We start from the raw sequence: 26,248 nt of genomic DNA, 5'->3' as shown, positions 1-26,248 counted from the left end.
GTAAGTTGGTAAAAATATAGCTACGACAAAAGTCGCTTTGCCATGGTCAGGGAGTTTTCAAAGGCGTCGTCGCGCTTGCCGATTTTCATCATCAAAGAAGCGCCGAGCCAAACCTGATAGAGCGCTTGCGCAAGCGTCGCACTGGGAACGGTGGACGTGATCGATCCATCGACAAGCCCCTGCTCGATACAACGCTCAAGCTTTGCGTGGATGGCTTGCGTACCTCGATCGAGCACCAGGCGCATGCCCTCCGAGAGATCACACACCTCGGCGCCCAATTTGACGACGAGGCACTTGTCGGTCGGCAGATCGGAGCACTGGGTTTGCGCCCAATACTGGAAGTAACTCAGCAACCGTTGCGCCGCGGGGGCAGATCCCATCAAGAGGGTGTCGACCGTTTCCAGGTAGTCGGAAAAATACTGCTCAAGAAATGCCTGACCAAATTCGTCCTTGGATTTGAAGTAATGGTAGAACGACCCTTTCGGTACGGCCGCAGCAGCCACTACCTCAGCCAAACCGACGCTGGTATAGCCTTTGTGAGTCATCAACATCCTGGCGACATCCAGGATATGTTGGCGTGTTTCCGAATGATGCTTTTTCATAATGCAGTCACCCTAATAAAAACTAGACCGGTCGTCTAGTAAATTTTAGAATGACTTCGTTTTCTACGACCCATGGCAAAAGGTGACGAATGCCCTGCTCAAGGCACGCAATCGAGCCATCTTATCCCTGCAAAAGAGGCAGGGTATCAATGCGTACCTGCGAGGAGGAAAAACCGGTTGTCAGCCCCCACTCTCACTTCACCGTTCGATACCGAGCCCCTCGCACAATTCAACCTGAATTGCCTGGTAATCTTCGCCGTGCTCTATGAGGAAAAAAGTGTCACCCGGACATCTGAGCGATTGAGTATCGGGCAGCCAGCCGTCAGCAACAGCCTGTCCAAGCTCAGACTGAGTTTCCAGGACCCCCTGTTTTTTCGCAGGAACTCAAAGATGGTACCCACCGATGTCGCCGACGATATCGCGAAGCATCTGATACCGCTATTGAGTGGCATTCGACACGTGCTGGATCGATACAACGTAACGACAACAGTAAACGCCTCACCAGTGAGCTGAGAACCCCAGGTTAGCCAGCATTCATGTCGCGCAACCGAAAATTTCATTTTGTGTATCATTGGAGCAGAACTCTCTTCCAGACGTGCTCGTCTGGCGATACGCCCTAAGGTGATGCGCTCAATGACCGACCCCGCCCCACTCTCTGCTCCACGCGCAAAAGGACGTCCGCGCGCGTTCGACCGCGACCAGGCCCTGCTGCATGCCCTGGCAGTGTTTTGGAAGCGTGGCTACGAGCCAGCCTCCGTGGCGGAGTTGTGTTCAGCGATGGCCATCAGCCCTCCCAGCCTTTACGCGGCTTTCGGCAATAAAGCCAAATTGTTCCTGGAAGCGGTTGCCTATTACGAGGCGACGTTTTGGGATGCTACATGGGAGCGCATGAACAGTGAGCCGGACATCGTGCGCGCCATCAGTGACTTCTTCCATACCTCAGCGTCGATCCTGACGGAGCCTGAGGCCCCGTGTGGATGCATGGTGGTACTCGCTGCAGTCAACGTCTCGGACGATGCAGGAGAAGTCACCGCCACCCTCAAGGCCTTGCGCCAAGAAGGTCGTGACTATTTGCAGCAGCGACTTGACCGCGCGGTCGAGGACGGCCAACTCCGCCACGACACGAATACCCGCCTGCTCGCCTCGGCCTTGAACACATTGCTCGAAGGCATGTCACTGCAAGCACATGACGCCGCCAGCCGGGAAGATCTGCAAGGCATTGGCGCAACAGCCGTATCGATGCTGACCCCTTCCCTCTCAGCTTGACTGGGACGTACTCCGCAAAACCAACCGCTGTGTTACGCGAGCTGTTCACATGCCTCTTTGATGCGTGTGCACGCCAGCTCCAGTAGCGCCGTTGAGGTAGCAAAGGAAATGCGGAAATACCCTTCCAATCCAAATGCGCTCCCCGGCACTACGGCCACTTGGGCGGCCTCAAGCAGGTACTGGCAGACATCCACGTCATTTGTCAGCACCATACCCGCTGGCGTTTTGCGCCCGAACAGTCCCGAGCATGAAGGGAAGAGATAGAAAGCGCCCTCCGGACGGCGACACACCAGACCGGGTGTGGTGTTAAAAGCGTCCAGGCAAAGGTCCCTACGCTGACGGAACACCTCATTCCGCTCAGACAGAAAATCGATAGGCCCATCCAGCGCTGCCACGGCGGCGGCTTGGGATATCGCGCAGGGGTTGCTGGTGGTCTGGGATTGAATGGTGGCCATGGCCGCAATCAACGGCTTGGGCCCGCCCGCATAACCAATGCGCCAGCCTGTCATCGAATAGGCTTTGGAAACGCCATTCACGGTCAACACACGATCGTGCAGGGCCGGAACCTGCGAAGCCATGGTGGAAAACACCCAGCCGTCGTAACTCAAGTGCTCGTACATGTCATCCGTCAGCACGTAGACCTGCGGGTGATCCAACAGCACGGCCCCCAACTGTTGGAGCTCCGTCGCGCTATAGCCAGCACCGGTCGGGTTGCTTGGCGAATTCAAAATCAGCCACTTGGTGCGCGGCGTAATCGCCTGCTTGAGTTGCTCGGCCGTGATCCTGAAATGCTGATCTGCCGCGCAAGCAACTTCCACGGGTGTGCCCCCGGCCAGGCGCACCATGTCCGGATAGGAGACCCAATAAGGCGCAGGAATGATGACTTCATCCCCAGGGTTCAGGGTTGCCTGCAGTGCGTTGATCAGCACTTGCTTGCCGCCGGTGCCCACGCTGATTTCGTCGGTCGCGTAAGTGATGCCATTTTCACGCTGAAATTTGCGAACGATCGCTGCCTTGAGTTCGGGAGTGCCGTCCACGTCGGTATAGCGGGTCTGGCCTGCATCGATGGCCGCTTTGGCTGCCGCGTTGATATGGTCGGGGGTTGGAAAGTCCGGCTCGCCCGTCGACAAGCTGATGATATCAGCCCCATTGCGGCGCAGCTCTGCCGCCTTGCGTGTGATCGCCAGCGTTGGCGAGGGTTTAACCGCTTTCAGCAGATTTCCGAGCAATTGCATGGGACCACCCTTCAGCTTTCGTTGATAGTGCGTGAATGCTAGCGGCCCTAAGAAAACAATTAAAACAATATATAGGCATGCAAAAAATCAATTTTATTTGTTTATTGTTATGCGCTTCTGTTCCCCTGACGCCTTTTTAACTGGAACAAAGTAGCCGGGAGCAACCGCTCCAGACCCTTGACAATTTCTGTAGCGATCAATATAGAATATGGCTCAGCATGCATTCGTCAACAACGTTTGCAGGTTCGCTTGAGCGGGCCATTTTTGAAATATCGCCTGCTCTGGAGGAACCATGCGCTCAGTTTTCATCGTCGGTGGCTCGGGCAAAGTCGCCCGTAGTCTCGCCCAACAACTGGCAGAATGCGGTCACCAGCCACGTTCGTTATACCGTCATGCGGAACAAGCCGAGGGGCTGAAAGCACTCGGCGCCACTCCTGTAGCCGGTAACTTGCTTGAACTCGATACAGAAGCGCTGGCCAAGCTCATGGCGGGCAGTGATACCGTCGTATTCGCGGCCGGTGCCGGCGGCAAGGGTGGCGCGCAAATGACCGATGCCATTGATGGTCGCGGGTTGGAGCTGTCTGTGGCAGCGGCTCAACGGGCGGGCATTCGGCGTTTTATTCTGGTCTCGGCGTTTCCAGAGGCATCGCGTGGCAAAGCGGTTTCCGAGACATTCGAAAATTACATGGCCGTGAAAAAACGCGCCGACGTGCACCTGGCCGCAACAGACCTTGACTGGGTCATCCTGCGCCCTGGCACGTTGCTGGACTCGACTGGCACCGGCAAGGTCCACGCCGGCCTTGCCATCCCCTATGGGGACGTGCCTCGCGAAGATGTCGCGGCAGCCTTGTTGCAGATCATTGAGAAGCCGAGGGTGAATCGCGTCATCATCGAACTGACCCAAGGCGTCACGCCGGTCGATGAGGCTATTCAAAATTTTGTCCGGGAGTGCCCTCAGGCATGAACGAGCCAAAAACAGTCAAGCTGCTACTAGTTGGTGCAAGCGGGCTGGTCGGCAGTCATGTATTGGATCTGGCACTGTCGGATTCGCGCATCGGCGTCGTCTATGCGCCCACGCGCAAAGATTTGGCGGCGCACCCGAAACTCGTCGCCACGCTTACCGATTTTGAACGCCTGGATGAACAGGCAGACCTCCGGCAAGTGGATGCAGTGATCTGCACGCTGGGCACTACGCTGAAAACAGCGGGCTCCAGAGCAGCCTTCGAGCGGGTCGACCATACCTACCCATTGGCAGTGGCCAGGCTCGCGCGTGATCACGGAACGTCGACCTATGTGCTCAATTCGGCGATCGGCGCAGATGCCGGGTCTTCGTTTTTCTACAACCAGGTCAAAGGCCGTCTGGAAGAGGATCTGGCGAGGGTGGGGTTTGAATCGCTGACGTATGTGCGGCCCGGTGTCATCGGGGGTAAGCGTGAAGAAGTGCGCTATGCCGAGCGCGCACTCATCCTCCTGTTGAAGCTTGCGTCGCCGCTGTTACCTAAACGTTGGCGTCTCAACCCCCCGGTGCTTATTGCTCGGGCGCTGCTGGAAGCCGCGATCAAACAGGCCCCAGGCATTCACGTGGTGGCGTCGAGCAGCATGACAAAGCCTGCCGATCGAGATTAGGACAGCAAGCGTCGACTCATCTCAAGCGCCGCGTCAAAAGGCTCGCGCGTTCTGTTGACCTTGACCAGCAACGAGGCGCCCAACCACATCTGGTAGAGCGCTTCAGCCAGTATTGCCGCGTCGACGGACGCGTCGATGGAACCATCCGCTTTGCCTTGCTCAACACAACGAATCATTCGCTCAATGATCAGGGCAGTTCCCTTCTCGAGCACCCCGCGCATGTTTTCGGACAGATCACATACTTCCGCGCCCAATTTGACCACCAGGCATTTTTGATCGGTGTGATCAAACGCCTGTGTCTCGGCCCAATAGTGTAAATAGCTCAGCAGACGTTCGGCGCCGGAGCCCGCACTGGCCAATTGCACATCGACCCTCGTGAGGTACTCTTCAAAGTACTCTTCGAGCAGCGCTTGGCCAAACTCGTCCTTGGAGCGGAAGTAGTGATAGAAAGACCCTTTAGGTACACCCGCGGCCGCGAGCAACTCGGTAAGGCCAACGGCGGTGTAACCTTTCTGGGTCATAAGCGACCTGGCGACATCAATGATGTGCTGGCGCATATCGTGGGCGGGTTTCTTCATAATGCGGCGCATGCTATCAAAAAAAACGATCACGCGTCAGGCGCCCGGCGGAGCAATTAATCCACAAAAATATAAATATATTTCCCATCGAAATATAATTATTATTTGCGCATGATCAAAGAACTTAAAACACTTATCGCGGTGGCGAGGGAAGGCACCTTTGCTGCAGCCGGCAGCAAGATAGGCCTTACCCAAGCAGCCGTCAGTGCCCAGATGCAGCGCCTTGAAGCAGAGCTTGGGGTAGAGTTGTTCGACCGCGAAGGACGTTCGGCCCAACTCAACAAGATGGGGCATCAAGTTCTATTGCAGGGTCAGGAACTGGTGCGCCAGTTTAACAATTTGGGCACAAGCCCGGTGGGCCTTCCGGCCAGTATCTTGGTCACGATCGGAGCGATTGCGTCCGTTCAACGCTCTTATTTGCCGGAAGCGCTCGCTGAATTCCACCAACGCTCTCCGGAATGTCGGACGCGTGTGGTACCCGGCCTTTCAATGGAACTGGTGAATCAGGTCGATTCAGGTGAAATAGACATGGCCGCGATCATCCGTCCACCCTTCTCTCTTCATAGCGATCTGCGATGGACAACGTTGGCGCGCGAGCCATATCGATTGATCGTCCCCGCCGATACGCCGGGAGAAGACTGGGCAGAGTTGATATCAAGCCAGCCCTTTATCCGCTATGACCGCTCATCATTTGGCGGACGCCAGGTTGATAGGTTCTTGCGGCAAACCCATATTTCATTGCATGAAGTCTGCGAACTTGATGAGCTGGATGCGATCATCAAGCTCGTTGCAAACGGTGTCGGTGTAGCCTTGGTTCCGGAAACGACCACCCGCAAGGAGTGGCCTGCCGAAGTACGCGCCATCGATCTCAAACAACGTACATTTCATCGCGATATTGGCCTGGTTCATCGTGCACGCCGCAGCCTTACCGAGCCGGTAAAATTGCTGGCTCAACTGATAACCGAGCAGGCCGCGAAGAAACATTAGCATCAGGCACAGGCAGGATATTCGTCTGGCCTAGCCTTCGTATCAAGCCAGACTGATCCATAGCGTGTATAGGCAGCAGGAATCTCAATAACTTCTTTCAGATCATCCGCGGCCGTGCGCCCATCGCCATATAGCGTTACCAAACCCGGAGTTTCGTCAACCGCGGGTTAGCGGGAAACAGCTCTGGAATTCGTACCTGACAGCACTTGATGTTGCCGATCGGCAAGAGACCATGTCTTCGAACCAAAAGCGGTGCGGCTGGAGGAGAAAATCGCCAAGCTGAAGACGCAAATGAAGGAGCTTCAGGCGATTGAAATCCAGCTCAAAGAATCGCGTTACTTCGCCAGTAACGTCACGCCTCTCCCCCGCGGGTCTGAAACGGGCTCAGGGACTCGTCCCTCAACCTTGATCGCCTGGACATCACCGTTGAAACCCTGATCAGCCAAGTTATAGCCCTTGGCTTCAAGGTCGGTTGCCAACTGCCCGGAGATAGGGGCATAAGGCTCCCAGAAAATGGTGTTCGCTGGCAGCAACTGGTGATGGAAGCGCATCGTTGAAATCGCATCCTTCAATGGAAGCTGAAAGTCATAGGTATTGCTGACCACCTGAAAGATTGAGGTAAAGATCCGCGACCCTCCGGGTGTACCAATAACGAGCGCGACTTTCCCGTCCTTCAGGAAAATCGTTGGCGTCATCGATGACAAGGGACGCTTCCCGGGCACAATGGCGTTGGTGTCATGGCCCACTACACCCAGTTGATTCGGTACGCCCGCCAGCGCGGAGAAGTCATCCATTACATCGTTAAGCAAAATGCCGGTTTTGCTGGCGACCACCCCCGAACCAAAGAACCCATTGAGCGAGTAAGTATTGGAGACCGCGTTTCCCCACTTGTCCACGATGGAAAAATGCGTGGTCTGCGGTTTTTCCAACGAAGCGATGTCCAAACCAGCGACCACGTTGTTGGTATCCGAGGGTTCTGAAACATTCACCTGGGCTGCGCGGCCGGACAGGTATTTATCATCCAGCAACTGCTCCACGGGAACCTTGTAGAAGTCGGGATCACCCAGGTACTGAGCGCGATCGGCAAACACACGTTTCTCTATTTCAGCGATCAAATGCATGTAGCTGACGGAGTTGAGCGGCACGCCACGGAAATCTTCATGGCGCAATTCCTTCATCTTTAAAAGTTGAACCAAAGCGATCCCACCGGAACTGGGCGGTGGCGCAGTGACGATACGAAAGCCATTCCAATATGCCTGCAACGGCTCTCGCCAAATGGGCTCGTAGCCCTTTAGATCCGCTTCGCTGATCAAACCGCCATGAGCGCTCATATCCGCAGCGATCAGTTTGGCCGTCTTACCGGTATAAAACCCTCCAGGGCCTTGGGCGGCGATTCGCTTGAGTACCCTCTCCAACTCAGGCTGCTTGAACCTGGCCCCGGCATGCAGCTTGCCGAAATAGTCGGTGAAATTGGTTTTACCGGAGAATCGCTTTTCATTTTCTGTCACCGCCAGATTGGCGAGCGTTTCATCGACGACAAAACCTGCGTGGGCATAGCGAATCGCCGGTTCGATCAGATCTGCCCACTTGAGCTTTCCAAAACGCCGGTGAGCCTCCCACATACCCGCCACCGTGCCGGGCACACCCACAGCGCGGTAACCGACAACACTTCCAGCAGGATTATCGGCAGCGATTACTTGGCCGTTGCTGTCGACAAACATGTCTCGGGTGGCTTTGAGCGGCGCACGCTCGCGGTAATCGAGGAAGTAAGGTTTACCCTCGTGATAAATCGTTATGAACCCGCCACCGCCCAGGTTGCCCGCCTCGGGATAGGTAACGGCCAGCGAGAAAGCAATGGCGACTGCCGCATCAACGGCATTACCGCCTTTGGCAAAAATGGCATTGGCCGTCTCCGCGGCAAAGCGATCAGGTACGGCGACAGCGGATTGGGCCAATTGAGGCCGCGGGCTCGCTGAGGCTGCTGGATTGACACTCACGATCAGAAACGACACGCACCAGGCACACCGACGCGCCCAATCGAGTAAAGATTTTTTGCACATAAACCACCTGTCTTTTTATTAAAATTTGGCAGCAGAATTCGACGATTCAAGTTGTGCGCAACCGGAGTTCCAACCGCACAACTCAACACCGAAGAACAAAAATCGAATGTTTTTTATCTCTATTGCATAAACAAAAAAGAGCCTTCGACGCGGATAACATCGAAGGCTCTTTCAAGGTGTTAAACCTGTTGTCCGGTTCTCCCAGCACCTGAAGGTTCTAGGCCAACCTTTTCCCACTTGGCAATGACCAAGGGAGCAATCGCATTACCCAATACGTTCAACGTAGTGGTCCCGCTGTCAATAATCCTGAATATACCCGCGATCAAGGCGACCCCTTCCAGCGGAAGCCCGGCCGACGCCAAGGTGGCAGACAGAATAATGATGGCAAACCCGGGCACTCCAGCAGCGCCCTTCGACGTCAACACCATCGTGACCACCAGCAGTATTTGCTGAGTCAGCGACAGATCAATTCCGTAGAGCTGGGCAACAAAGATCGTCGCGACGCCGAGGAAAATGGATGCACCATCCAGATTGAAGGCATACCCCACCGGAACCACGAAGCTGACGATTCGTTGAGGGACGCCATAGTTTTCCAACTTCTTCATCAACTGCGGCATGACCGCCGCCGAGGCAGCGCTGGAGAACGCCAGAATCAGTTCATCCCTGAAGTACTTGATCAACTTGAAGACGTTTTCGCCAATCAGGTAGCAAATGCCTCCGAGAAAAACCAAGGCAAAGGCTATCAGCGCGAGGTAAACCACGCCAATCAACTTCAGCAACGGCAACAACGAGGCGAAGCCAAAGGTCGCAACGGTCGAGCCGATCATCCCGAATACGCCAATAGGCGCATACGCCATGACAAACGAGACCACCTTGAACATCGCATCCGATAAACCCTGGATAACGGAGATGACCGGTGCGCTTTTTGCTTTTGGCAGGGTGTTCAACGCCAGCCCTAGGAGCACAGCGAAAAACAGCACTGAGAGCAGCTTCCCTTCCGACATCGCCACAATCACATTATCGGGAACAATGTTTTGCAGGATGATCAGCGCACCTTTCGAGGGCTCGATATTGACCGTTGAGGTTCCGTGGGAGATACCCGCAACTTCGGTGCCCGCACCAGGCTCGAAGAAATTGGCAAAGCACAGTCCGAGGACAATGGCCAAACTGGTAATCGCGAAGAAATAAGCCAGCGATTTTGCCCCCATGCGTCCGAAGGACTTGTTATCACCGCCCCCGGCAATACCAAGGATCATGCAGCAGAAAACAATGGGAACAACAACCATCTTCATCATCTTGATGAAAATGTCGCCAAGGGGTTTAAGAATTTCGGTACTGACCCAAACCTGATTGTGTGGATGGGTATTGAAGTACCAACCGACGAGCACGCCAAGCAAAAGCCCAGCAACAATTTGCCAAACCAATGGTATACGTTTCATGTCTAGCCTTTTTGTTGGAATGAAAGGACTGCGTGAACGCAGTAGCTAGATTCATGAGCTTCCAGCTCATTTAAGTTTCTTGGCGCACTCTTTAACGTGCGCCAGATTTTTATTATTTAGCGAAGAGCTGACTCATATCTTTGAACGCTTTGAACTCCAGCGCGTTGCCGCACGGGTCGAACAGGAACATGGTGGCCTGCTCACCGACCTGGCCTTTGAAGCGAATGTAGGGTTCGATCACAAATTGGGTGCCAAAGGATTTCAGACGCTCAGCCAACGCTTCCCACTGAGCCCACTCCAGAATAATCCCGAAGTGCGGAACCGGTACGTCGTGGCCGTCTACCGGGTTGCTGTGCACGCTTTCCTGAGAAGCGGTCTTTGGGTGTTCATGGATGACCAACTGGTGGCCGTAAAAATCGAAATCCACCCACTGGGTGCTGGATCGGCCCTCGGCAAGGCCAAACACTTCACCGTAAAAGGTGCGCGTAGCGGCCAGGTCATACACAGGGATTGCGAGGTGGAAAGGAGAAAGACTCATCAGGACTCCGATAACAATTTTTTATTGGTTTGTGATGCCGGACACCGCGCTCGCTGCCCAGCGGTTTTTTTGAAGGTGGATTTATGCTAAAGCGGAGCCAATCAAAAAAAAATCAATATAATTTTTTCACGAACACAATTTTATTTTGTCAATTGAGCAATGCGTCCACCGCCTCTCTACGGCTCCCATCCCGCCTGAATGGCACGCGTCATTTGATCGACGAACAGGTTGGCGTTACTCAACCAGGTTTCGGCGATGCGCCGGAATCAAGCGCCGTTGGTAAACCTATTGAAAATGACTACCCTCTGCGCGAACAACCACATATGGATCTAGGTTCGACATGATCAGAGAATTGAAGACATTTATCTGCGTTGCGCAAAGGGGCACGTTCGCAGCGGCTGGCCAGCAGGTAGGGCTGACGCAGTCCGCCGTCAGCGCACAGATCAAAAGTCTCGAGGACACATTGGGCGTCAAACTGTTTGATCGCACCGGGCGCTCGGCCACGCTTAACTCAGCGGGCCAGCGTGCTATCCCCTTGGCCGAGGAAATCCTGCAGCTTTTCCTTCGAATGGGCACCGCCGACAGCGGTAATGACTTTCATGGGGCGCTGCGCATTGGCGCGATCGGCACGGTTCAGACCGGTCTCCTGCCTCAGGCGCTGGTGGCATTAAAGTCACAGGCACCTTTCATCGAAACGAACCTTGTACCTGGCGTGTCGTTGAATCTGCTCAGCCAAGTGGATGCCGGAGAGCTGGACTTGGCCATCATGATCAAACCGCCTTTTTCGCTGCCCAAGGATTTGCATGCCGAAGTCATCGCGCGCGAGGCGTTCGTATTGATCACGTCCAAAGATGTGCAAGGTGACGACCCGCTGGCGATTCTCGCAGAACAACCCTTCGTGCGGTATGACCGAGGATCTTTTGGGGGGCGCCTGGTCACCCAGTTTCTCAAGCAGCAAAAAATACATGTGCACCAGGCACTGGAGCTTGATGAACTGGATGCCATTGTGAAGATGGTGCGCAGTGGACTGGGTGTTTCGCTGGTGCCCAAGGCGGGTTTGTGGCTTGAACATGCCGAAGACGTCAGGGTGCTTGAATTGCGCAAGCTCACGTTTTTCCGAGAAATCGTACTGGTATCTAAATATCGGCAAAAACATTCACCGCTTTTCAATATCTTCCGGGCCTGCGTTCTTGATGTGGTGTGATACCCATCGGGAGCATACCTGCATCGGAAAATCAATCGCGAGCTTTTCAACCGGAAAGCGAACCATTGTGGTGCACCATGAACAACCCTGGTGCAAAACCTTATATAACCACGCGACTCATCGAAATTATTCGTGCTCATAACACAGAATTTCCGCTTTTACCTGCATGGTTTCCGGATAAGAATTGATTCAGATCAAAACAAATCAATAGGAAACCACCGTGAGCCTCTCTCCTTTCCACCTGGCAATTCCCGTCTACGATCTGGCCGCCACACGTCACTTCTACGGTGAGGTATTTGGTCTCGCCGAAGGCCGCTCGAGCGAGCAGTGGGTAGACTTCAACTTCTACGGCCATCAACTGGTCATCCACGAGCATCCTAAAACCGCTTCGCAGGAAAGCGTCCACAGCAACCCGGTAGACGGCCATGACGTACCGGTTCCGCACTTCGGGATTATTCTGGAGTGGGCGCAATGGGAAGCCTTGGCCGAGCGCTTGAAGGCGCGCGCGATCCAATTTGTGATCGAACCCTACATTCGCTTCAAAGGCCAGGTCGGCGAGCAGGCCACCATGTTCCTGTTCGACCCGTGCGGCAATGCACTGGAGTTCAAAGCGTTCAAGGATATGAGCCAGCTCTTCGCCAAGTAATACGTTGGTCAAGCGACCGTCGCCATTAGAGCGACGGCGCACTATCAAGCCGAGAAGCCTTGCTGTGTTGCGCCGGATACCTGCAGAAAGCCTGTGCTTTCTCTGTCCTGCTGCACGCGCCTGGCCGCTACTTAGCCTGCCGCATGAGGATAGAGAACACTATGTCCGACCTCAGTCGCACCCTGGATGAGCCGATAGCAGCGCCTCTTCACCCCGATAATACCGGCTACCAATGGCAGTTCGAGCCTTGCGGTGATCGCTGTGTAATCCTGATATTCGGCAACGTATTTTCCATTGACCTCAACCGTCAGGCCGCCTTGATCGGCAATCAATTACGTACTCTGGGTGCCCAAGGCCTGCTACCGGGCGTCACGGATGTTGTATCTGCGATGGTGACGGTAGGCATTCATTACTCTCCTGAGTTAATTGCAGGCCACTTCCCCGATGTGTCGCCCTACGAATCGATCTGCAAGCTTGTGGCTGAACGTCTCAAGGATTCGCGAAGTGTTGCGGCAAAGATCGGTGCCTGCCTCGAAATCCCCGTGTGCTACGACCCGGAATATGCCCCGGACCTCGAGGACATCGCACAGGCCTGCCGCCTCCCCGTCAACGAAGTCATCGCGGCTCACACGGCCGACTGGCTGGATGTATTGATGGTCGGTTTTGCACCTGGCCATCCGTACATCGGCATGCACGACAGCGCCCTGTCACTGCCGCGTCGCGCGACACCGCGCACGCTGGTCAAGCAAGGCAGTATCGGCATCGCCAACCGACAAAGCGTCATTTACCCGGCCGATCTCCCCGGAGGCTGGAACCTCATAGGGAGAACACCGCTGCAGATGTTCTCCTCCTTGAGCGAACCGCCCTGTCTTTTACAGGGCGGTGACAAGATTCAATTTGTACCCATTACCCGCCATGAGTTTGAGCTATTGGCTCGGGAGAACGCGAAGTGACCATCAAGGTGATCAAACCCGGCATGCTCTCAACCTTCCAGGACACCGGACGGCACGGGTTTCAGCATTGGGGCGTGCCTGTGACCGGCGTGATGGATGAGGATGCGCATGCCCTGTGCAACCTCCTCGTCGGTAATCCTCGCACCTTCAGCACCTTGGAGATGACCCTCCAAGGCCCGACGCTGCATTTTCAGGCCAAGGCCGTCATCGCACTCGCCGGCGCGGACCTCGGTGCCGAACTGGATGCAGTTCCGCTCCAGCCCGGCGTGCCCGCCCTGGTTTCCCCAGGCAGTATTTTGAGTTTCGGCAAACGGCGACACGGAGCCCGGAGTTACCTCGCGGTGGGCGGCGGTTTTTTGCTGCAACCGTTGATGAACAGCACCAGCACCTACTCGCGTGGCGGGTTCGGTGGGCTGCGGGGCCGGGCACTTCAAACCGGAGATCTGATTCCGATCTGCTCCTCGTTTGCCAATCCACCACGCCTCAACCCAATGTCCAGCCTGGGGCTCTACGAAACCGGCGCGCTGGAACCAATAAGAGTGATCGCGGGGCGGGAATGGAAGGACTTTTGCGCTGAGTCCCAAGAGCACTTCTTGAGCCATGACTACACATTGACCGGTGACTCGGACCGTATGGGATACCGGCTCGACGGCACGCCACTGACACTGTCTTCACCCAAAGAACTGTTGTCGGAAAGTGTCGCGTTCGGCACCGTCCAAGTCCCCCCCAGCGGCAGGCCGCTGATATTGATGGCTGACCGCCAAACGACCGGCGGATACCCAAGGATTGCCCAAGTGGCCAGCGTCGATTTACCCCGTTTGGCACAGTTGTTACCGGGCGACAAGTTGCGATTCTCCCTTATAGATTTAAGCGCTGCGCAAGCATTGCTGTTAACCCGTGCTCGCACACTCAAGGCGATGGAGGCTTTCAATGCCTGAAATAGATTTCAACAGTGACCTGGGGGAAGGCTTCAGCATTTATCGCGCAGGCGACGATGCGGCGATTCTTCCACACCTCACCTCAGCCAATATCGCCTGTGGCTTTCACGCCGGGGATTCGCGCTCCATGCGCTCAACCGTCGCGTTGGCTGCGAAGTTGGGCGTGGCAGTCGGTGCCCACCCGGGCTTTGACGACCTGCAAGGTTTCGGTCGCCGGATGATGACGCTGTCCGAGGATGAGGTTTACGAACTCATCGTTTACCAGGTGGGGGCCTTGCTGGGCTTTACCAAAGCGGCCAACGTCGAACTGCGCCACGTCAAACCCCATGGTGCGCTTTACAACTTTGCCGCCGTCCACCGGCCCACAGCCGACGCGATCTGCAGGGCAGTCAAAGACGTTGATCCAGGCCTGATTCTTTTCGGGTTGTCGGGAAGCGCCTTGGTCACCGCCGCCGAACACTGCGGCTTGTCAGTGGCGCAGGAAGTGTTCGCTGATCGCAGCTACCAGGAGGACGGCACTCTGACGCCCCGTGGCCAGCCTGGCGCAATGATCGAAAGCCTCCACGATGCCATCGATCAAGTGATGAACATGCTGCATTTAGGCGAAGTGCGCACGCCCCAAGGGATCTGGATTCCTGTGAAGGCACATACCCTTTGCATACACGGCGATCAGCCTGGCGCCGCTGCTTTTGCCAGTGCGATCAGGCAGGCACTCCTCAAAGAGGGCATCACCATTCAAAAACCCGCGCGTCGCAATAACAGTGAGCGTGCTCTTACCTAATTCACCCACCCGTCGCACCCCATAATAAAAAGGAAACTGACATGCCTCGTGAATCAAGCCCCTCGTTTTAACTGCCGAGCTTAAAACCTCGTCTGAAAGCTGAATAGTCAACCACGGATACGCCTGGGCGCCTGACCGCCCGGATGAGCTGTGCACTGTCGGTTTTCAGTACGTCACTTTCAAGGCAGCCCCGGCTGCCACTTAACTCTTTTGGCCATTGGCCAGAGTGGAAGGTATTTATGTCTCGTGTTCTTTCTGAAAATACGAACTCGCCGCAAATCGAGCTCGACACACAAGCCACTGCTGGCACAACGCAGTCAGCCCTCATCGCAAAGCGTGCAGCAATGGCTTCGGCCACGGGCACCGCCGTTGAATATTATGAGTTCAGTATCTACGGCTACATGGCAACCATCATCGCTCCTTTGTTTTTCCCCGGTGACAACCCCGCCGCCGCCCTGCTCGCCACATTGGCCGTATTCGGCATTGCCTTTGTCATCCGCCCTATAGGCGGGGTGCTGCTCGGTCGCCTGGCCGATCGAATCGGCCGCCGCCGAGTTCTGCTCAGCACCGTGATCGGAATGGGCACTGCAACTGCGCTGATTGGCGTGTTGCCTACCACCGCCCAAATCGGCCTGGCAGCGCCCATCCTGTTAGTGCTGTTACGACTGTCCCAAGGCTTCTTCGCTGGTGGCGAAGTGGTGGGCGCCGCGGCATTCGTGGCTGAATCCTCGCCAAACGGCCGACGCGGCTTCTTTGGTTCATTCACGCCACTGGGCGTCGCAGTCGGTGGTGCTACTGGCGCGATTGTCTGCGGTATCACCACAGGGCTTCTCAGTGCCGAGCAATTGCAGGCATGGGGATGGCGCATTCCGTTCTTCCTGTCCATACCGCTGGTGTTGTTTTCGTTTTACATGCGGCACAACGTCGAGGAAACGCCGGAGTTCAAAGCGTTCCTTGCCAAGGAAAAGCCACCAATCGCGCCGGTCAAAGAAGTTTTCAATAAGAATTTGCCCGCGCTGCTCCGGGTCATCGTGTTCGCGTCAGCTCAAAACGCGGGCTATTTCATCGGGATGGTGTTCATGAACATCTACCTGACGACGTATCTGCATTTTGAAAAATCCAAAGTCTACTGGGTAATTGCAGTGATCAGCCTGTGCATGGCGGCGATGATGCCGTTCTGGGGTGGTCTGTCAGATCGTATCGGTCGCAAGAAAGCGTTGAGCGTTGGCTTTTTAGGCTACGCCATTCTGGTGATTCCCATGATGATCCTGATGGACAGCGGCAGCCTCTGGATTGCTGCACTGGCCATGTTCGTCGCCACCCTGCCCATGCCGATCGTGCAATCGGTGGGTTACCCCACTTACGCGGAACAATTTCCGACACGTGTGCGCTATACGGCCATGGCGATCAGCATCAACCTCGGCGCGATCCTGGGTGGCGGAATCACCCCTTACGTGGTCACCTCGATTATCACCAAGACCGGCAATTTACTGGTACCGGGCTATTTCATGGCAGGTGCTGCGGTATGTGCCTTGCTGGCCATTCTCACATTGCGTGAGACGTCCAAGAGCGATCTTCTCAGGTAGCTCGACACTACGGCCAATACACATTCAAGACGCTGCCCATTACAAATGGTTGAAGCACCATGGACATCGAACAGGAGGACGTGAAGATCCATGGCCACTCCCTGGAGTGCCGGATCAACGCCGAAGACCCGAAAACCTTTATCCCGAGTCCTGGCCTGGTCAAGCATTTCCATGCTCCAGGCGGCAACGGCGTTCGCGTCGACTCGCACCTGTACAGCGGCTACAAGGTCCCGTCCAACTACGACTCACTGATCGGCAAGTTGATCACCTGGGGCACCACTCGCGACGAGGCCATGACCCGTATGCGTAATGCCCTGGACGAAATCGTGGTTGACGGCATCAAGACCAACATCCCACTACATCGGGACCTGGTTCGTGATGAAGGCTTCTGTGAAGGGGGTGTGAACATTCACCACTTGGAGCAGAAATTACAAAAACCACTCTATTGAGTGGCTTTTTCTTAATGTTTAGAGCGGAACACGAGATTCGTCTCGTGTCCGACTCATTGAACATCGCCTCAGTCATCGTTCCAAACAAAATGCATGATGCGCATTGGGCAACGACTTGACGGCAGTTCGCCAGTGAAACAGTCCCTTTGTCAATTGATGCGGGGCAAGAACTGTTCAGATGGTTTTTAAGGCGCTACATGCGTTTGGAAAATCTTGCTAACCACAGTCCACTTGCCTTCTACTTTCAGCAGATGGAAGAAGTCGGTGAAGGAGATGCCTGACATATCGTTGGCGTCGATGCGAGCGCTAGCCGCTGTACCGACAATCTCGATGCGGACTATGGCGGCCTGTGCGTTGGGAGATGGGCGGAAATCCTTATCGACTCCTTCGAACAGGATTGGAATGGCGCCGCCGGCAAGCTTGCCATCGGCGCCAACGCTGTACATCGTCGCATGTGGGTTGAAAGCGGGTTTCATGATACTGCTCTTGGCCTGCTTGCAGCCTTCAATGTACTTATTCAGCACCTCGGTGATAGCTTGGTACTCTTGTACGTACGTAGGTTCGCTTATGGTTTTATTACTTATAACCTGTTGGTCACGCGGAAGATCTTCTGCTTGAGCTATCGAGCCAAAGCCCGCAATTACTGCCACAAAAAACAAACTCTTGATAAAAGTAGTTTTCACTTAGTCGCTCTTAATAAAGATCGCAATTATGATTGACGCTCGACTGTAAAAGCACAGCAGACATTGGGGAAATTTCGATGCCGCTGTAGCCAAGCAATAAAATGAACGGCATGTTTCTATAATGAGCCCCGCAGTTTCACCGTGACCTACGGGTTCCATTTCTTGGAAATTACTTGCTCAGGTAGCTCTTGAGTTCTTGCGAGGCCTGCGCGATCGCGCTGCGGGGCGTCGGCAGATGGCTGAACGCGTTCGATAACCCAAAATCGTGAATCATGCCGTTGTAGCGCACCAACTTCACATGTACACCCGCAGCGTCGAGCTTGCGGCCGTACGCTTCAGCTTCATCGCGCAGGACATCGAATTCGGCGGTCTGGATCAGCGTCGGCGGCAAGCCCTTCAACTGCTCGGTCGTCGCCTGCAGCGGCGAAGCGTAAATCTGTTTGCGTGCCTCGGCGTCGCGCGTGTAATTGTCCCAGAACCACACCATCAGGTCCTTCGTCAGAAAGTAGCCGTTGGCAAACTCCTTGTAGGACGGTGTGTCGAAGTTCGCATCCGTCACCGGACACAGCAATACTTGCGAACGCAATACAGGTGCGCCCTTCTCGTTCGCCATCAAGGCAACCACAGCGGCGATGTTGCCGCCTGCGCTGTTGCCAGCTACTGCGAGGCGCTTGCCGTCTACCTTGATCTCTTCGCCATGCTCGGCCACCCATTTTGTCGCGGCATAGGCTTGCTCGATGGCGACGCCGTATCCCGCCTCAGGCGACAGGCTGTAGTTGACGAAGACTGCCACCGCGCCCGAGCCTACTACCAGATCACGCACCAGCCGTTCGTGGGTCGGAAAGTCGCCCAGGACCCAGCCGCCGCCATGGAAGTACATGAACACGGGTAGAGTCTTCTGGTTGCTGCCGGCCGGGCGCACGATGGTCAGCTTCAGGTCGCTGCCATTGACTCGGATCGTCTTCTCGCTGACGTCTGCTGCCGGCAAGGCCACTTGAGGGGCAGCTTGAGCAGCCACCAGCGCGGCGCGGGCATCGACCGGCGTCATCGAGTCCAGCGTCTCGCCGCCTTCAAGGGATTGCAAGAATTTCGCCGTGTTGTGTTCAACGCCGGGCTGGTCGGCTGCAGATGCATTACCAAGCGATAGCGTCACGACGGAAAGGGCGAATGCGGAGGTGAGGGTTTTCATGATCTTTCCTTTGTATTGCCTCAGTGTGTGCATCATTAAATAGCGAGCCACTTTATAAGTTCGTTGCGTCTTCAATCAGGCGGTCGAAGGCTGCGTCTCCAGACGGCGGGCCGGACGCACAGTTCCAGCGCCGTTCGCCTGCAAGGAAAAACACTGCAGGCATGCCGGGAAGCCTAATCTGCCGCGTACCTAAGGAAGACAGAGGTTCAAGACGCGACGTGGGTGTGGAAGATCTTGCTGACTACCGTCCACTTGCCATCGACTTTCAACAGATGGAAAAAGTCGGTGAAGGAGATGCCTGACATGTCGTTGGCGTCGATGCGGGCGCTAGCCGCCGTACCGACGACCTCAATGCGGACGATCGCTGCCGGTGCATCAGGGGATGGGCGGAACCCCGTGTCGATGCCATTGAACAGGATTGGAATCGCGCCTCCGGCAAGCTTACCGTCGCCATCGACGCTAAACATCGTTGCTTGCTCACTGAAAGCAGGCTTCATGATGCTACTTTTGGCCTGTTTGCAGCCCTCGATGTACTTGTTCAGCACCTCGGCTATGGCTTGGTATTCTTGTACGTAAGTAGGTTTGCTCATGGTTTATTCCTGCTTCATTGGATTGCTGATCACTGATTTGGCGTGATGAAGTACTTGATGCACCACTATAGGGATCTGTAATAATGAAGAAAATGATCACAAGCATGGATACCGTATGAGCAATAAAGTCATAATAAAGAGCCCGGCACACACGGATGCTCAGAAAGGCGAAATCGCCCCCCCACCCGTGCACCTTCCCGGCCTGTTAACGTTCGAGGCTGCAGCCAGGCATTTGAATTTTGCTCGCGCTGCCGTCGAATTAGGGGTCACGCCTACAGCGGTATCACGCACCATCAAAAGCGTGGAAGCGCAGCTAAATGCGCGACTGTTTAATCGTACAACTCGCAGTGTCAGTTTGACCGAGGCTGGCGACTCCTTGAACGCCGCATTAGTACCTGCACTTGCACTGATCAAGGATGCCTTGTCTCAAGCCTTGCTCGCGACCGACCAACCGTCTGGCACAGTGCGCCTCAACTCTTCGTACGTCGCATACCGTATCTTTATCGAACCGCATCTAACCGCCTTCATGGAAAAATTCCCACTTATCAATGTCGAGGTATCACTGGATAACCGGCTTAGTGATATAGTCAACGCCGGTTTTGATATCGGCATACGCATGGGAAAAAGAGTGCAAAACGATATGATTTCCGTGCAGTTGGGAGCGGCACAAAAACGAATTGTGGTGGCTGCAGCGGATTACTTCCGCGAACGGAGTGAACCAGAAACCATTGAGGAACTGCTAAAGCACAACTGCATACGCCAGCGCTATTCCGTTGGAGGCAGGTTGTTTGAATGGAAGTTCGAAGTTCGACGCCAAATGGTTCAAGTCGATGTTCAAGGACGCTTTATTTTCGACGAAATGAGATCCGTTCTAGATGCAGCGATACAAGGCCAGGGCATCGGTTTCGTCTTCGAGGATTTCGCAAAGCAAGAGTTGGCTAGCGGAAGGCTGCGGCAGATACTGAAACGGCACAGCGCACTGGACGACGCGTTTCATCTTTACTATCCGCATCGCAAGCACATGCCTGGAAAGCTGCGTGCGTTTGTCGACTTCATGCGTAGTGCAAATAGGGTGGAAACCGATTGATCGAATGCTTCTCAATGAAGTAGGTATGGATTCTTCAAACTGGTCAGCATTGACCAGGCTCAAGCTCCGCACATGCGATAGCGACTGGGCACACATGGCATCAGGCGTGGAACCTGACGAAGCTTTTGACCGGGACAACCCGCAATCTCCAGCCGCCCAGAAGAAAGCCGGGAGTTCCCGTTCATTAAATTTTTTTCTGAAAGTCCGGTCCTATTAACAACGAATGTAACTTAGACAAGCTCACCCTGGACACAGAAGTCCATATAGAAAGAAGCGTCTCGCCTCAGCTATTTGGACGCCTTAGCTTCTGATGCCAGGATTAGCATTCTCCAGACGCCCGCTTACGACGCGGACAAATTCAGGCTTTGGTATCAAGCCAGACTGAACCGTAGCGTGTGTAGGCTACAGGAATCTCAATGATTTCTTTCAGGTCATCTGCCGCAGTACGCACCCAAAATGGATCACGCAGCATTTGCCGCCCGACAAACACCAAGTCAGCTCGGCCGTTTTGCAGGATTTCTTCGGCCTGACGACCACTCTGGATTACACCCACCGCCCCCGTCGCAATATGCAGCTCCTTGCGCAGCAACTCAGCCGCCGGGACTTGGTAACCTGGATAGGTCTGAACCTTGATCATCTTGATCCCGCCGGAGCTGCAGTCGATCAGATCGACGCCCTGCTCTTTCATCCAGCGACCGTATTCAAGGAACGACTCGGGCGTGTTTCCGCCGTCGGCGTAATCAGAGCTGGAGATACGAACAAACAGAGGACGATCGCCCCAATGGGTTTTGACTTCCTCCAGCACTTCGCGCAGGAAACGATAGCGACGCTTGGCATCACCGCCATATTCGTCGTCGCGGGTATTGGCGAGTGGGGAGAGGAACTCATTCAGCAAATAACCATGTGCGGCATGGATCTCAAGCACATCGAAGCCCGCTTCACTGGCGCGTCGTGCGGCATCGCCGTAGAGCTTTACCAAACCCGGAATTTCATCAGCCGCGAGTGCGCGAGGCACAGGGCTGGTTTCCGTGAACGGAATCGCCGATGGCGCGATGTGAATGAGATTGGGCAGGTCAGCATTGCGCCCTGCATGGCCAATCTGAGCGCCGGCTTTTGCACCAAAGCTGTGAAGCAGTTCAGTCAGCGCCTTCAAGCCGCCAACGTGGGCGTCGCTCCAAATACCAAGGTCACCAGCCCCGATACGGCCGTCGGCGTGGACGGCCAGCGTTTCGGGGAAAATCAGCGCCGCCTGGCCCAAGGCGCGAGCACCGTAATGCACTCGGTGCCACTCAGTGACAAAGCCATCATCCGCGGCCATGTGCATGCACATGGGCGACATAACGACTCGATTTTTCAGTTTGAGGCCTTTGATTTCATAAGGGGATAGCAGCAAGCTCATCTACGCAATTCCATAGTGATTGATATGGAATGATGGTAACGTACACAGCACTACTACATAAGTACGCACATTTTTGTGCTGTAGGCACATTTTTTATACCAAGGAGATTCCCGGTGAAAAAATGCATCCCTCAGGGGGAAATCGAGGCGTTTGCTTGTCCGGTCGCCTTTACTGTTGACGTCATTGGTGGGAAGTGGAAATCGCTCATTCTGTTCCACCTGATGTCAGGGACGAAGCGGTTCAACGAGTTGCGCAGACTGATACCAGATGTGACTCAGAGGATGCTCACGCTGCAATTGAGAGAGCTGGAGACAGACGGGGTTATACATCGCGAAATCTATCGTGAGGTTCCGCCCAAGGTGGAGTATTCGCTCACAGAATTAGGCAACACGCTTACGCCTTTGATCAGCGCGATGCGGGAATGGGGGGCGACGCATGAGAGTAAGATCTTCGAGTTCAGGCAGTCTGCGATCGACGATCAATTTGAATCGCTGGCCTAGCTTTAGATCACGCTGCTCAAGCGCTTTAAATTTGCCAAGCGAAGCGAGCAGCTAAGTCCGGATCAGGCTAGCTTGCTCGACGACTTGATCAATTTGCCCCCATTCAGAGAGCCCACCATGCGCGAGCTTTTTGTTGTCAGCCATTCCCGCAGCTAAACTCCCCACTCTCTCGAATGGAGTCGAAGCTATGCCCCCCCCCCCGAATACTCACTGCCTAATGTCCTTGAGCGCCTGTACCAAAACCAGCTCGCCTTAGAGGCGGCCGTGTTGGAGTTGACCTTAAGGATTGAACGCCAAGGTGCGACAGATACTGGCGACAATGCCCGTGGCGCGCCTCACACGATCGGTGAGAACGCCGGACACATCAAACAGGGCCTGGCCAAGCTGAGAACCCAAGACCCACACTGATCAAACGGCCCCGATGCCCCGCCTGCAACACCCTTCTGTGCATTTGCAAATGCCCTCCGGAGCCAGCACGCGCTGTTCGGCGCGAAGGATGCCCCCGTACGACCCAGTTCGTCAGATACAAATCCCAAACTATGTGTTCGCGGGTAAAATGGCATAAATGGCATAATATGCCAATGGTCGAAATAACCTGTTTGCCCAGAGCTGGAGTTAATTATGGCGACGCGAAACGTTGTGCTCACCCCTCACCAGGAACAAGTTATCCATGACCTGGTTCAGTCCGGCCGTTATCAGAATGCCAGCGAAGTGATGCGAGAAGGTTTGCGGCTATTGGAGCAACGCGTCGCCGAAGACACCGCCAAAATTGAGGCCCTGCGTCAGGCGACCTCGATCGGCATCATGGACCTTGAGCACGGGCGCTTCACGCAGTTGAACGAAGGGGATCTGGAGCACTACCTCGAGGGCTTGAGTCTGGAGGCAACCCTCCCCGCGAGCGAGAAACACTGAGCATGCCGCAGTATCGGATTTCCAACGCGGCGCGCGCCGACATTGTCGATATTCTCAGGCTCTCCCAGACGCAGTTCGGCGATCAAGCACGCCAGCGCTACCAGGCACTGATCCTCGCGGCGCTGCAAGCGATTGCCAACACGCCTTATCGCGTTGGCAGCCACGACCGCGATGAGCTTGCACCGGGCCTTCGCAGCTATCACCTCGTCTATTCACGCCAGCAGGCCAAACAACTTCATGGAGTGGTCAAAAGTCCGCGACATATCGTGTTCTATCGTGTGGGAGACGGCGACGTGATTGAGATCGTCCGACTCCTCCATGACGCCATGGAGGTGCAGTTGCATCTGCCCAACGATTGATCACAAACGCTAAAGGCCGACGCCTCCTGCACATAAATCTCAGGCAAAAAAAAGCCACTCATCTGAGTGGCTTTTTTCTGAATCTTGGAGCGGGAAACGAGACTCGAACTCGCGACCCCGACCTTGGCAAGGTCGTGCTCTACCAACTGAGCTATTCCCGCGTCTTGGTGTGGCGCATTCTATAGATTCAGATTACGCCGTCAACCCCTTGATTCAAAAAAGTTTTATTTAGGCTCTACATCCGTCCGCAGATGCGGCCAGGCGGCGCGCAAGTATTGGACCATCGACCACAGCGTCAGGCCGGCGGAAACCAGCAGCAGTGCGTAACCCAACAGCACCCAGAAGCTGAAATCCGAAGGGTTGGCCAGCAGGATTACCAGCGCGAGCATCTGCGCGGCGGTTTTCCATTTGCCCAGGTTCGACACGGCGACCTGGGCGCGGGCACCCAGCTCGGCCATCCACTCACGCAGCGCCGAGACGACAATTTCACGACCAATGATCACCGCCGCTGGCAAGGTGAGCCAGAGGTTGCCGTGTTCCTGTACCAGCAGCACCAAGGCCACCGCGACCATCAGCTTGTCGGCCACCGGGTCGAGGAACGCGCCGAACGGCGTGCTCTGCTCCAGGCGTCGAGCCAGGTAACCATCCAGCCAGTCCGTCGCGGCAGCGAAGGCAAAGACCGAGGCGGAGGCCATGTAGCTCCAGTGGTACGGCAAATAGAACAGCAAAATGAAGATCGGGATGAGCAGGACGCGTAGAACGGTAATCAGATTTGGGATATTCATCGGCACAACTGGCTACAAGGTTGACGGGCATTCTACTCGCTGTGCAGGTTTGCATAAATCGACTCTGCGAGCTTTTTACTGATACCGGGTGCTTTGGCTATCTCCTCGATGCTGGCACGAGACAGTTCCTGCAATCCACCAAAATGTTTCAACAAGTCGCGACGGCGCGTCGGGCCGACGCCTGCCACACCTTCCAGTGTAGACGTCCGGCGCGTTTTGCCACGGCGGGCACGGTGTCCGGTGATGGCAAAACGGTGGGCTTCGTCGCGGATCTGCTGGATCAGGTGCAACGCCGGTGAATCGCCCTTGAGGGTGAACTCATGGGCGGCGTCGTTCAGGTACAAGGTCTCGAAACCGGCCTTGCGTGTCGCACCCTTGGCCACGCCCAGCAGGATCAGGTCGGGCACCATCAGTTCATTGAGCACATCGCGGGCCATGGACAACTGCCCCTTGCCGCCGTCCACCAAGAGGATGTCCGGCAACTTGCCCTCCCCGTCCTTCAGCTTGCCGAAACGCCGCATCAACGCCTGATGCATCGCCGCGTAGTCATCGCCGGGGGTGACGCCTTCGATGTTGTACCGGCGATAATCGGACTTGATCGGGCCTTCCGGACCGAATACCACGCAGGACGCCACCGTTGCCTCGCCGCTGGAATGGCTGATGTCGTAGCACTCCAGCCGCTGCGGCGGCTCGTCCAGGTTAAGGACATCGGCCAGGGCATCGAACCGCGCTGCGACGTGTTGACGGTTGGCCAGGCGCGCGCCCAGTGCCTGTTCGGCGTTGGTCACGGCCAGTTGCTGCCAACGGGCACGGGTGCCACGAACGCGGTGGCTGATGGTCAGTTCACGACCGCGAAGCTTGTCGATGGCTTCGATCAGGGCCGGGAAATCCTCGTGGACCACGTTGACGATCAACTCGGCAGGCAAGTCGCGTTCCGGGCTGCTGATGTAGTACTGGCCCAGAAACGCCGCCATGACCTCGGCCACGTCTTCCTCGATGCCCACTTGGGGAAAGAAGTTCTTGCTGCCCAGCACGCGACCGCCCCGTACGCTGATCAAATGCACGCAAGCGCCGCCCGGGTTGATGAACGCGGCGATCACATCGACATCACCGCTGCCCCCTTCCATGCTTTGCTGGTCCTGCACGCGGCGCAGCAGGCCAATCTGGTCGCGCAGCTCGGCGGCCCGTTCGAACTCAAGGTTGACCGCCGCGTCTTCCATGGCTGCCGACAGTTCGTCGGTCAGCGCATTGCTGCGGCCCTCCAGGAACATCACCGAGTGACGCACGTCCTCGGCGTAGACCTGCGGCTCGACAAACCCCACGCAAGGCGCCTTGCAGCGCTTGATCTGGTATTGCAGGCAGGGCCGGGTGCGGTTCTTGTAGTAGCTGTCTTCACACTGGCGAACGAAGAAGGTCTTCTGCAGCAGGCTGAGGCTTTCACGAATCGCCCCGGCGCTGGGGTAAGGACCGAAATACCGACCCTTGGCCTTTTTGGCACCCCGATGAATGCTCAGGCGCGGAAAGGCCCCGTCGGACAGAAACACGTAGGGGTAGGATTTGTCGTCGCGCAGAAGGATGTTGTACGGCGGGCGCCATTCCTTGATCAGCGTCTGCTCAAGCAGCAGCGCCTCGGTTTCATTGGCGGTGATCGTCGTTTCGATTTGCGCGATGCGCCCCACCAGGGCGGCGGTCTTCGGGGCGAGGCCGGTCTTGCGAAAGTAACTGGCCAGGCGCTTCTTGAGGTTCTTGGCCTTGCCGACATACAGCAGGCGTGCGTCGCCGTCGAACATGCGGTACACGCCAGGGCGACCGCTGCAAGTGGACAGGAACGCGCTTGGATCAAACAAATCAGTCAT

Annotated in this window: 28 protein-coding genes, 1 tRNA gene and 1 pseudogene; 17 read left to right on the top strand and 13 right to left on the bottom strand. The window is 55.6% G+C overall.

Annotated features, from left to right (window positions below):
* Positions 1 to 20: 20 nt before the first annotated feature.
* Positions 21 to 602: a TetR/AcrR family transcriptional regulator gene (locus tag LOY50_RS11175; protein WP_258690859.1), complete on the bottom strand. Its 582-nt coding sequence runs from the start codon at positions 600 to 602 to the stop codon at positions 21 to 23.
* 72 nt (positions 603 to 674) lie between these two features.
* On the opposite strand from LOY50_RS11175, the gene LOY50_RS11170 reads away from it, so the two are divergent.
* Both LOY50_RS11170 and LOY50_RS11165 read left to right on the top strand, forming a co-directional pair.
* Complete coding sequence (locus tag LOY50_RS11170; protein ID WP_258690858.1) at positions 675 to 1,115, top strand: LysR family transcriptional regulator; 441 nt, start codon at positions 675 to 677, stop codon at positions 1,113 to 1,115.
* A 120-nt stretch (positions 1,116 to 1,235) separates the two neighbouring features.
* On the top strand, positions 1,236 to 1,868 hold the full coding sequence (locus LOY50_RS11165) for a TetR/AcrR family transcriptional regulator (RefSeq protein WP_258690857.1): 633 nt from the start codon (positions 1,236 to 1,238) through the stop codon (positions 1,866 to 1,868).
* 32 nt (positions 1,869 to 1,900) lie between these two features.
* On the opposite strand, the gene LOY50_RS11160 is transcribed toward LOY50_RS11165, so the two are convergent.
* The gene (locus tag LOY50_RS11160; RefSeq protein ID WP_258690856.1) at positions 1,901 to 3,103 is read right to left on the bottom strand and encodes a pyridoxal phosphate-dependent aminotransferase; all 1,203 of its coding nucleotides are present in this window, start codon (positions 3,101 to 3,103) and stop codon (positions 1,901 to 1,903) included.
* A 292-nt stretch (positions 3,104 to 3,395) separates the two neighbouring features.
* On the opposite strand from LOY50_RS11160, the gene LOY50_RS11155 reads away from it, so the two are divergent.
* Positions 3,396 to 4,067 (top strand): NAD(P)-binding oxidoreductase, encoded by a 672-nt coding sequence (locus LOY50_RS11155; RefSeq protein WP_258690855.1) that lies wholly within the window; start codon positions 3,396 to 3,398, stop codon positions 4,065 to 4,067.
* The gene (locus LOY50_RS11150; RefSeq protein WP_258690854.1) at positions 4,064 to 4,729 is read left to right on the top strand and encodes an NAD(P)H-binding protein; all 666 of its coding nucleotides are present in this window, start codon (positions 4,064 to 4,066) and stop codon (positions 4,727 to 4,729) included. The genes LOY50_RS11155 and LOY50_RS11150 overlap by 4 nt, the downstream gene beginning before the upstream one ends.
* Here LOY50_RS11150 and LOY50_RS11145 read toward each other — a convergent pair.
* Entirely contained in the window at positions 4,726 to 5,307 is a 582-nt protein-coding gene (locus tag LOY50_RS11145; RefSeq protein WP_258690853.1) for a TetR/AcrR family transcriptional regulator, read from the bottom strand. The two genes, LOY50_RS11150 and LOY50_RS11145, sit on opposite strands and share 4 nt — an antisense overlap.
* Before the next feature lie 111 nt (positions 5,308 to 5,418).
* Between LOY50_RS11145 and LOY50_RS11140 the strand changes: the two genes are divergently transcribed.
* Entirely contained in the window at positions 5,419 to 6,294 is an 876-nt protein-coding gene (locus tag LOY50_RS11140; protein WP_258690852.1) for a LysR family transcriptional regulator, read from the top strand.
* 335 nt (positions 6,295 to 6,629) lie between these two features.
* On the opposite strand, the gene ggt is transcribed toward LOY50_RS11140, so the two are convergent.
* The 3 genes from ggt to LOY50_RS11125 form a co-directional block, all read right to left on the bottom strand.
* A complete protein-coding gene (gene ggt / locus LOY50_RS11135) occupies positions 6,630 to 8,354 on the bottom strand; it encodes a gamma-glutamyltransferase (RefSeq protein WP_258690851.1) in 1,725 nt (574 codons plus the stop codon).
* Positions 8,355 to 8,533: 179 nt separating this feature from the next.
* Positions 8,534 to 9,793 (bottom strand): cation:dicarboxylate symporter family transporter, encoded by a 1,260-nt coding sequence (locus LOY50_RS11130; RefSeq protein WP_258690850.1) that lies wholly within the window; start codon positions 9,791 to 9,793, stop codon positions 8,534 to 8,536.
* A 112-nt stretch (positions 9,794 to 9,905) separates the two neighbouring features.
* Positions 9,906 to 10,331 (bottom strand): VOC family protein, encoded by a 426-nt coding sequence (locus LOY50_RS11125; RefSeq protein ID WP_102592082.1) that lies wholly within the window; start codon positions 10,329 to 10,331, stop codon positions 9,906 to 9,908.
* Between the two features lie 340 nt (positions 10,332 to 10,671).
* Here LOY50_RS11125 and LOY50_RS11120 point away from each other — a divergent pair, with 340 nt between their 5' ends.
* From LOY50_RS11120 to LOY50_RS11090, 7 genes and pseudogenes are all read left to right on the top strand, one after another.
* The gene (locus LOY50_RS11120; RefSeq protein ID WP_258690849.1) at positions 10,672 to 11,535 is read left to right on the top strand and encodes a LysR family transcriptional regulator; all 864 of its coding nucleotides are present in this window, start codon (positions 10,672 to 10,674) and stop codon (positions 11,533 to 11,535) included.
* A 220-nt stretch (positions 11,536 to 11,755) separates the two neighbouring features.
* The gene (locus tag LOY50_RS11115; RefSeq protein ID WP_258690848.1) at positions 11,756 to 12,181 is read left to right on the top strand and encodes a VOC family protein; all 426 of its coding nucleotides are present in this window, start codon (positions 11,756 to 11,758) and stop codon (positions 12,179 to 12,181) included.
* 161 nt (positions 12,182 to 12,342) lie between these two features.
* Positions 12,343 to 13,134: an allophanate hydrolase subunit 1 gene (locus tag LOY50_RS11110; RefSeq protein WP_258690847.1), complete on the top strand. Its 792-nt coding sequence runs from the start codon at positions 12,343 to 12,345 to the stop codon at positions 13,132 to 13,134.
* Positions 13,131 to 14,072: a biotin-dependent carboxyltransferase family protein gene (locus LOY50_RS11105; RefSeq protein WP_258690846.1), complete on the top strand. Its 942-nt coding sequence runs from the start codon at positions 13,131 to 13,133 to the stop codon at positions 14,070 to 14,072. Before LOY50_RS11110 ends, LOY50_RS11105 begins: the two co-directional genes overlap by 4 nt.
* The gene (locus LOY50_RS11100; protein WP_258690845.1) at positions 14,065 to 14,853 is read left to right on the top strand and encodes a LamB/YcsF family protein; all 789 of its coding nucleotides are present in this window, start codon (positions 14,065 to 14,067) and stop codon (positions 14,851 to 14,853) included. The genes LOY50_RS11105 and LOY50_RS11100 overlap by 8 nt, the downstream gene beginning before the upstream one ends.
* Positions 14,854 to 15,092: 239 nt before the next feature.
* Positions 15,093 to 16,439, top strand: coding sequence for an MFS transporter (locus tag LOY50_RS11095; RefSeq protein WP_258690844.1), 1,347 nt, complete (start codon positions 15,093 to 15,095; stop codon positions 16,437 to 16,439).
* Positions 16,440 to 16,498: 59 nt separating this feature from the next.
* Positions 16,499 to 16,888: pseudogene (locus LOY50_RS11090) on the top strand (acetyl-CoA carboxylase biotin carboxylase subunit); the annotation flags it as partial.
* A 185-nt stretch (positions 16,889 to 17,073) separates the two neighbouring features.
* On the opposite strand, the gene LOY50_RS11085 reads toward LOY50_RS11090, so the two are convergent.
* From LOY50_RS11085 to LOY50_RS11075, 3 genes are all read right to left on the bottom strand, one after another.
* A complete protein-coding gene (locus tag LOY50_RS11085) occupies positions 17,074 to 17,457 on the bottom strand; it encodes a nuclear transport factor 2 family protein (RefSeq protein ID WP_258691224.1) in 384 nt (127 codons plus the stop codon).
* A gap of 283 nt (positions 17,458 to 17,740) precedes the next feature.
* Positions 17,741 to 18,760 carry an alpha/beta hydrolase gene (locus LOY50_RS11080; RefSeq protein ID WP_258690843.1) on the bottom strand — a complete coding sequence of 340 codons (1,020 nt, stop codon included), beginning with the start codon at positions 18,758 to 18,760 and terminating at the stop codon, positions 17,741 to 17,743.
* A 206-nt stretch (positions 18,761 to 18,966) separates the two neighbouring features.
* Positions 18,967 to 19,350, bottom strand: a complete 384-nt coding sequence (locus LOY50_RS11075; protein WP_258690842.1) for a nuclear transport factor 2 family protein — start codon at positions 19,348 to 19,350, stop codon at positions 18,967 to 18,969.
* A 115-nt stretch (positions 19,351 to 19,465) separates the two neighbouring features.
* On the opposite strand from LOY50_RS11075, the gene LOY50_RS11070 reads away from it, so the two are divergent.
* The gene (locus LOY50_RS11070) at positions 19,466 to 20,437 is read left to right on the top strand and encodes a LysR family transcriptional regulator (RefSeq protein WP_258690841.1); all 972 of its coding nucleotides are present in this window, start codon (positions 19,466 to 19,468) and stop codon (positions 20,435 to 20,437) included.
* A gap of 358 nt (positions 20,438 to 20,795) precedes the next feature.
* On the opposite strand, the gene namA is transcribed toward LOY50_RS11070, so the two are convergent.
* On the bottom strand, positions 20,796 to 21,836 hold the full coding sequence (gene namA, locus LOY50_RS11065; protein WP_258690840.1) for an NADPH dehydrogenase NamA: 1,041 nt from the start codon (positions 21,834 to 21,836) through the stop codon (positions 20,796 to 20,798).
* Positions 21,837 to 21,949: 113 nt separating this feature from the next.
* Here namA and LOY50_RS11060 point away from each other — a divergent pair, with 113 nt between their 5' ends.
* From LOY50_RS11060 to LOY50_RS11045, 4 genes are all read left to right on the top strand, one after another.
* The gene (locus LOY50_RS11060) at positions 21,950 to 22,336 is read left to right on the top strand and encodes a helix-turn-helix domain-containing protein (protein WP_258690839.1); all 387 of its coding nucleotides are present in this window, start codon (positions 21,950 to 21,952) and stop codon (positions 22,334 to 22,336) included.
* Positions 22,337 to 22,546: 210 nt separating this feature from the next.
* Entirely contained in the window at positions 22,547 to 22,744 is a 198-nt protein-coding gene (locus LOY50_RS11055; RefSeq protein ID WP_258691223.1) for a hypothetical protein, read from the top strand.
* 213 nt (positions 22,745 to 22,957) lie between these two features.
* Positions 22,958 to 23,248: a type II toxin-antitoxin system ParD family antitoxin gene (locus LOY50_RS11050; RefSeq protein ID WP_092221617.1), complete on the top strand. Its 291-nt coding sequence runs from the start codon at positions 22,958 to 22,960 to the stop codon at positions 23,246 to 23,248.
* A gap of 2 nt (positions 23,249 to 23,250) precedes the next feature.
* The gene (locus LOY50_RS11045; RefSeq protein WP_258690838.1) at positions 23,251 to 23,607 is read left to right on the top strand and encodes a type II toxin-antitoxin system RelE/ParE family toxin; all 357 of its coding nucleotides are present in this window, start codon (positions 23,251 to 23,253) and stop codon (positions 23,605 to 23,607) included.
* Between the two features lie 85 nt (positions 23,608 to 23,692).
* Here the strand turns inward: LOY50_RS11045 and LOY50_RS11040 are convergent.
* From LOY50_RS11040 to uvrC, 3 genes are all read right to left on the bottom strand, one after another.
* A tRNA-Gly gene (locus LOY50_RS11040) sits at positions 23,693 to 23,768 on the bottom strand.
* Positions 23,769 to 23,831: 63 nt separating this feature from the next.
* The gene (gene pgsA, locus LOY50_RS11035) at positions 23,832 to 24,392 is read right to left on the bottom strand and encodes a CDP-diacylglycerol--glycerol-3-phosphate 3-phosphatidyltransferase (RefSeq protein ID WP_003200282.1); all 561 of its coding nucleotides are present in this window, start codon (positions 24,390 to 24,392) and stop codon (positions 23,832 to 23,834) included.
* A 32-nt stretch (positions 24,393 to 24,424) separates the two neighbouring features.
* Entirely contained in the window at positions 24,425 to 26,248 is a 1,824-nt protein-coding gene (gene uvrC, locus LOY50_RS11030; protein ID WP_018608068.1) for an excinuclease ABC subunit UvrC, read from the bottom strand.

This window comes from Pseudomonas sp. B21-010 (genome assembly GCF_024749325.1).
GTDB lineage: Bacteria > Pseudomonadota > Gammaproteobacteria > Pseudomonadales > Pseudomonadaceae > Aquipseudomonas > Aquipseudomonas kilonensis.
The sequence above is the reverse complement of the archived record's forward strand: the minus strand, read 5'-3'. Positions and strand labels throughout refer to the sequence as shown.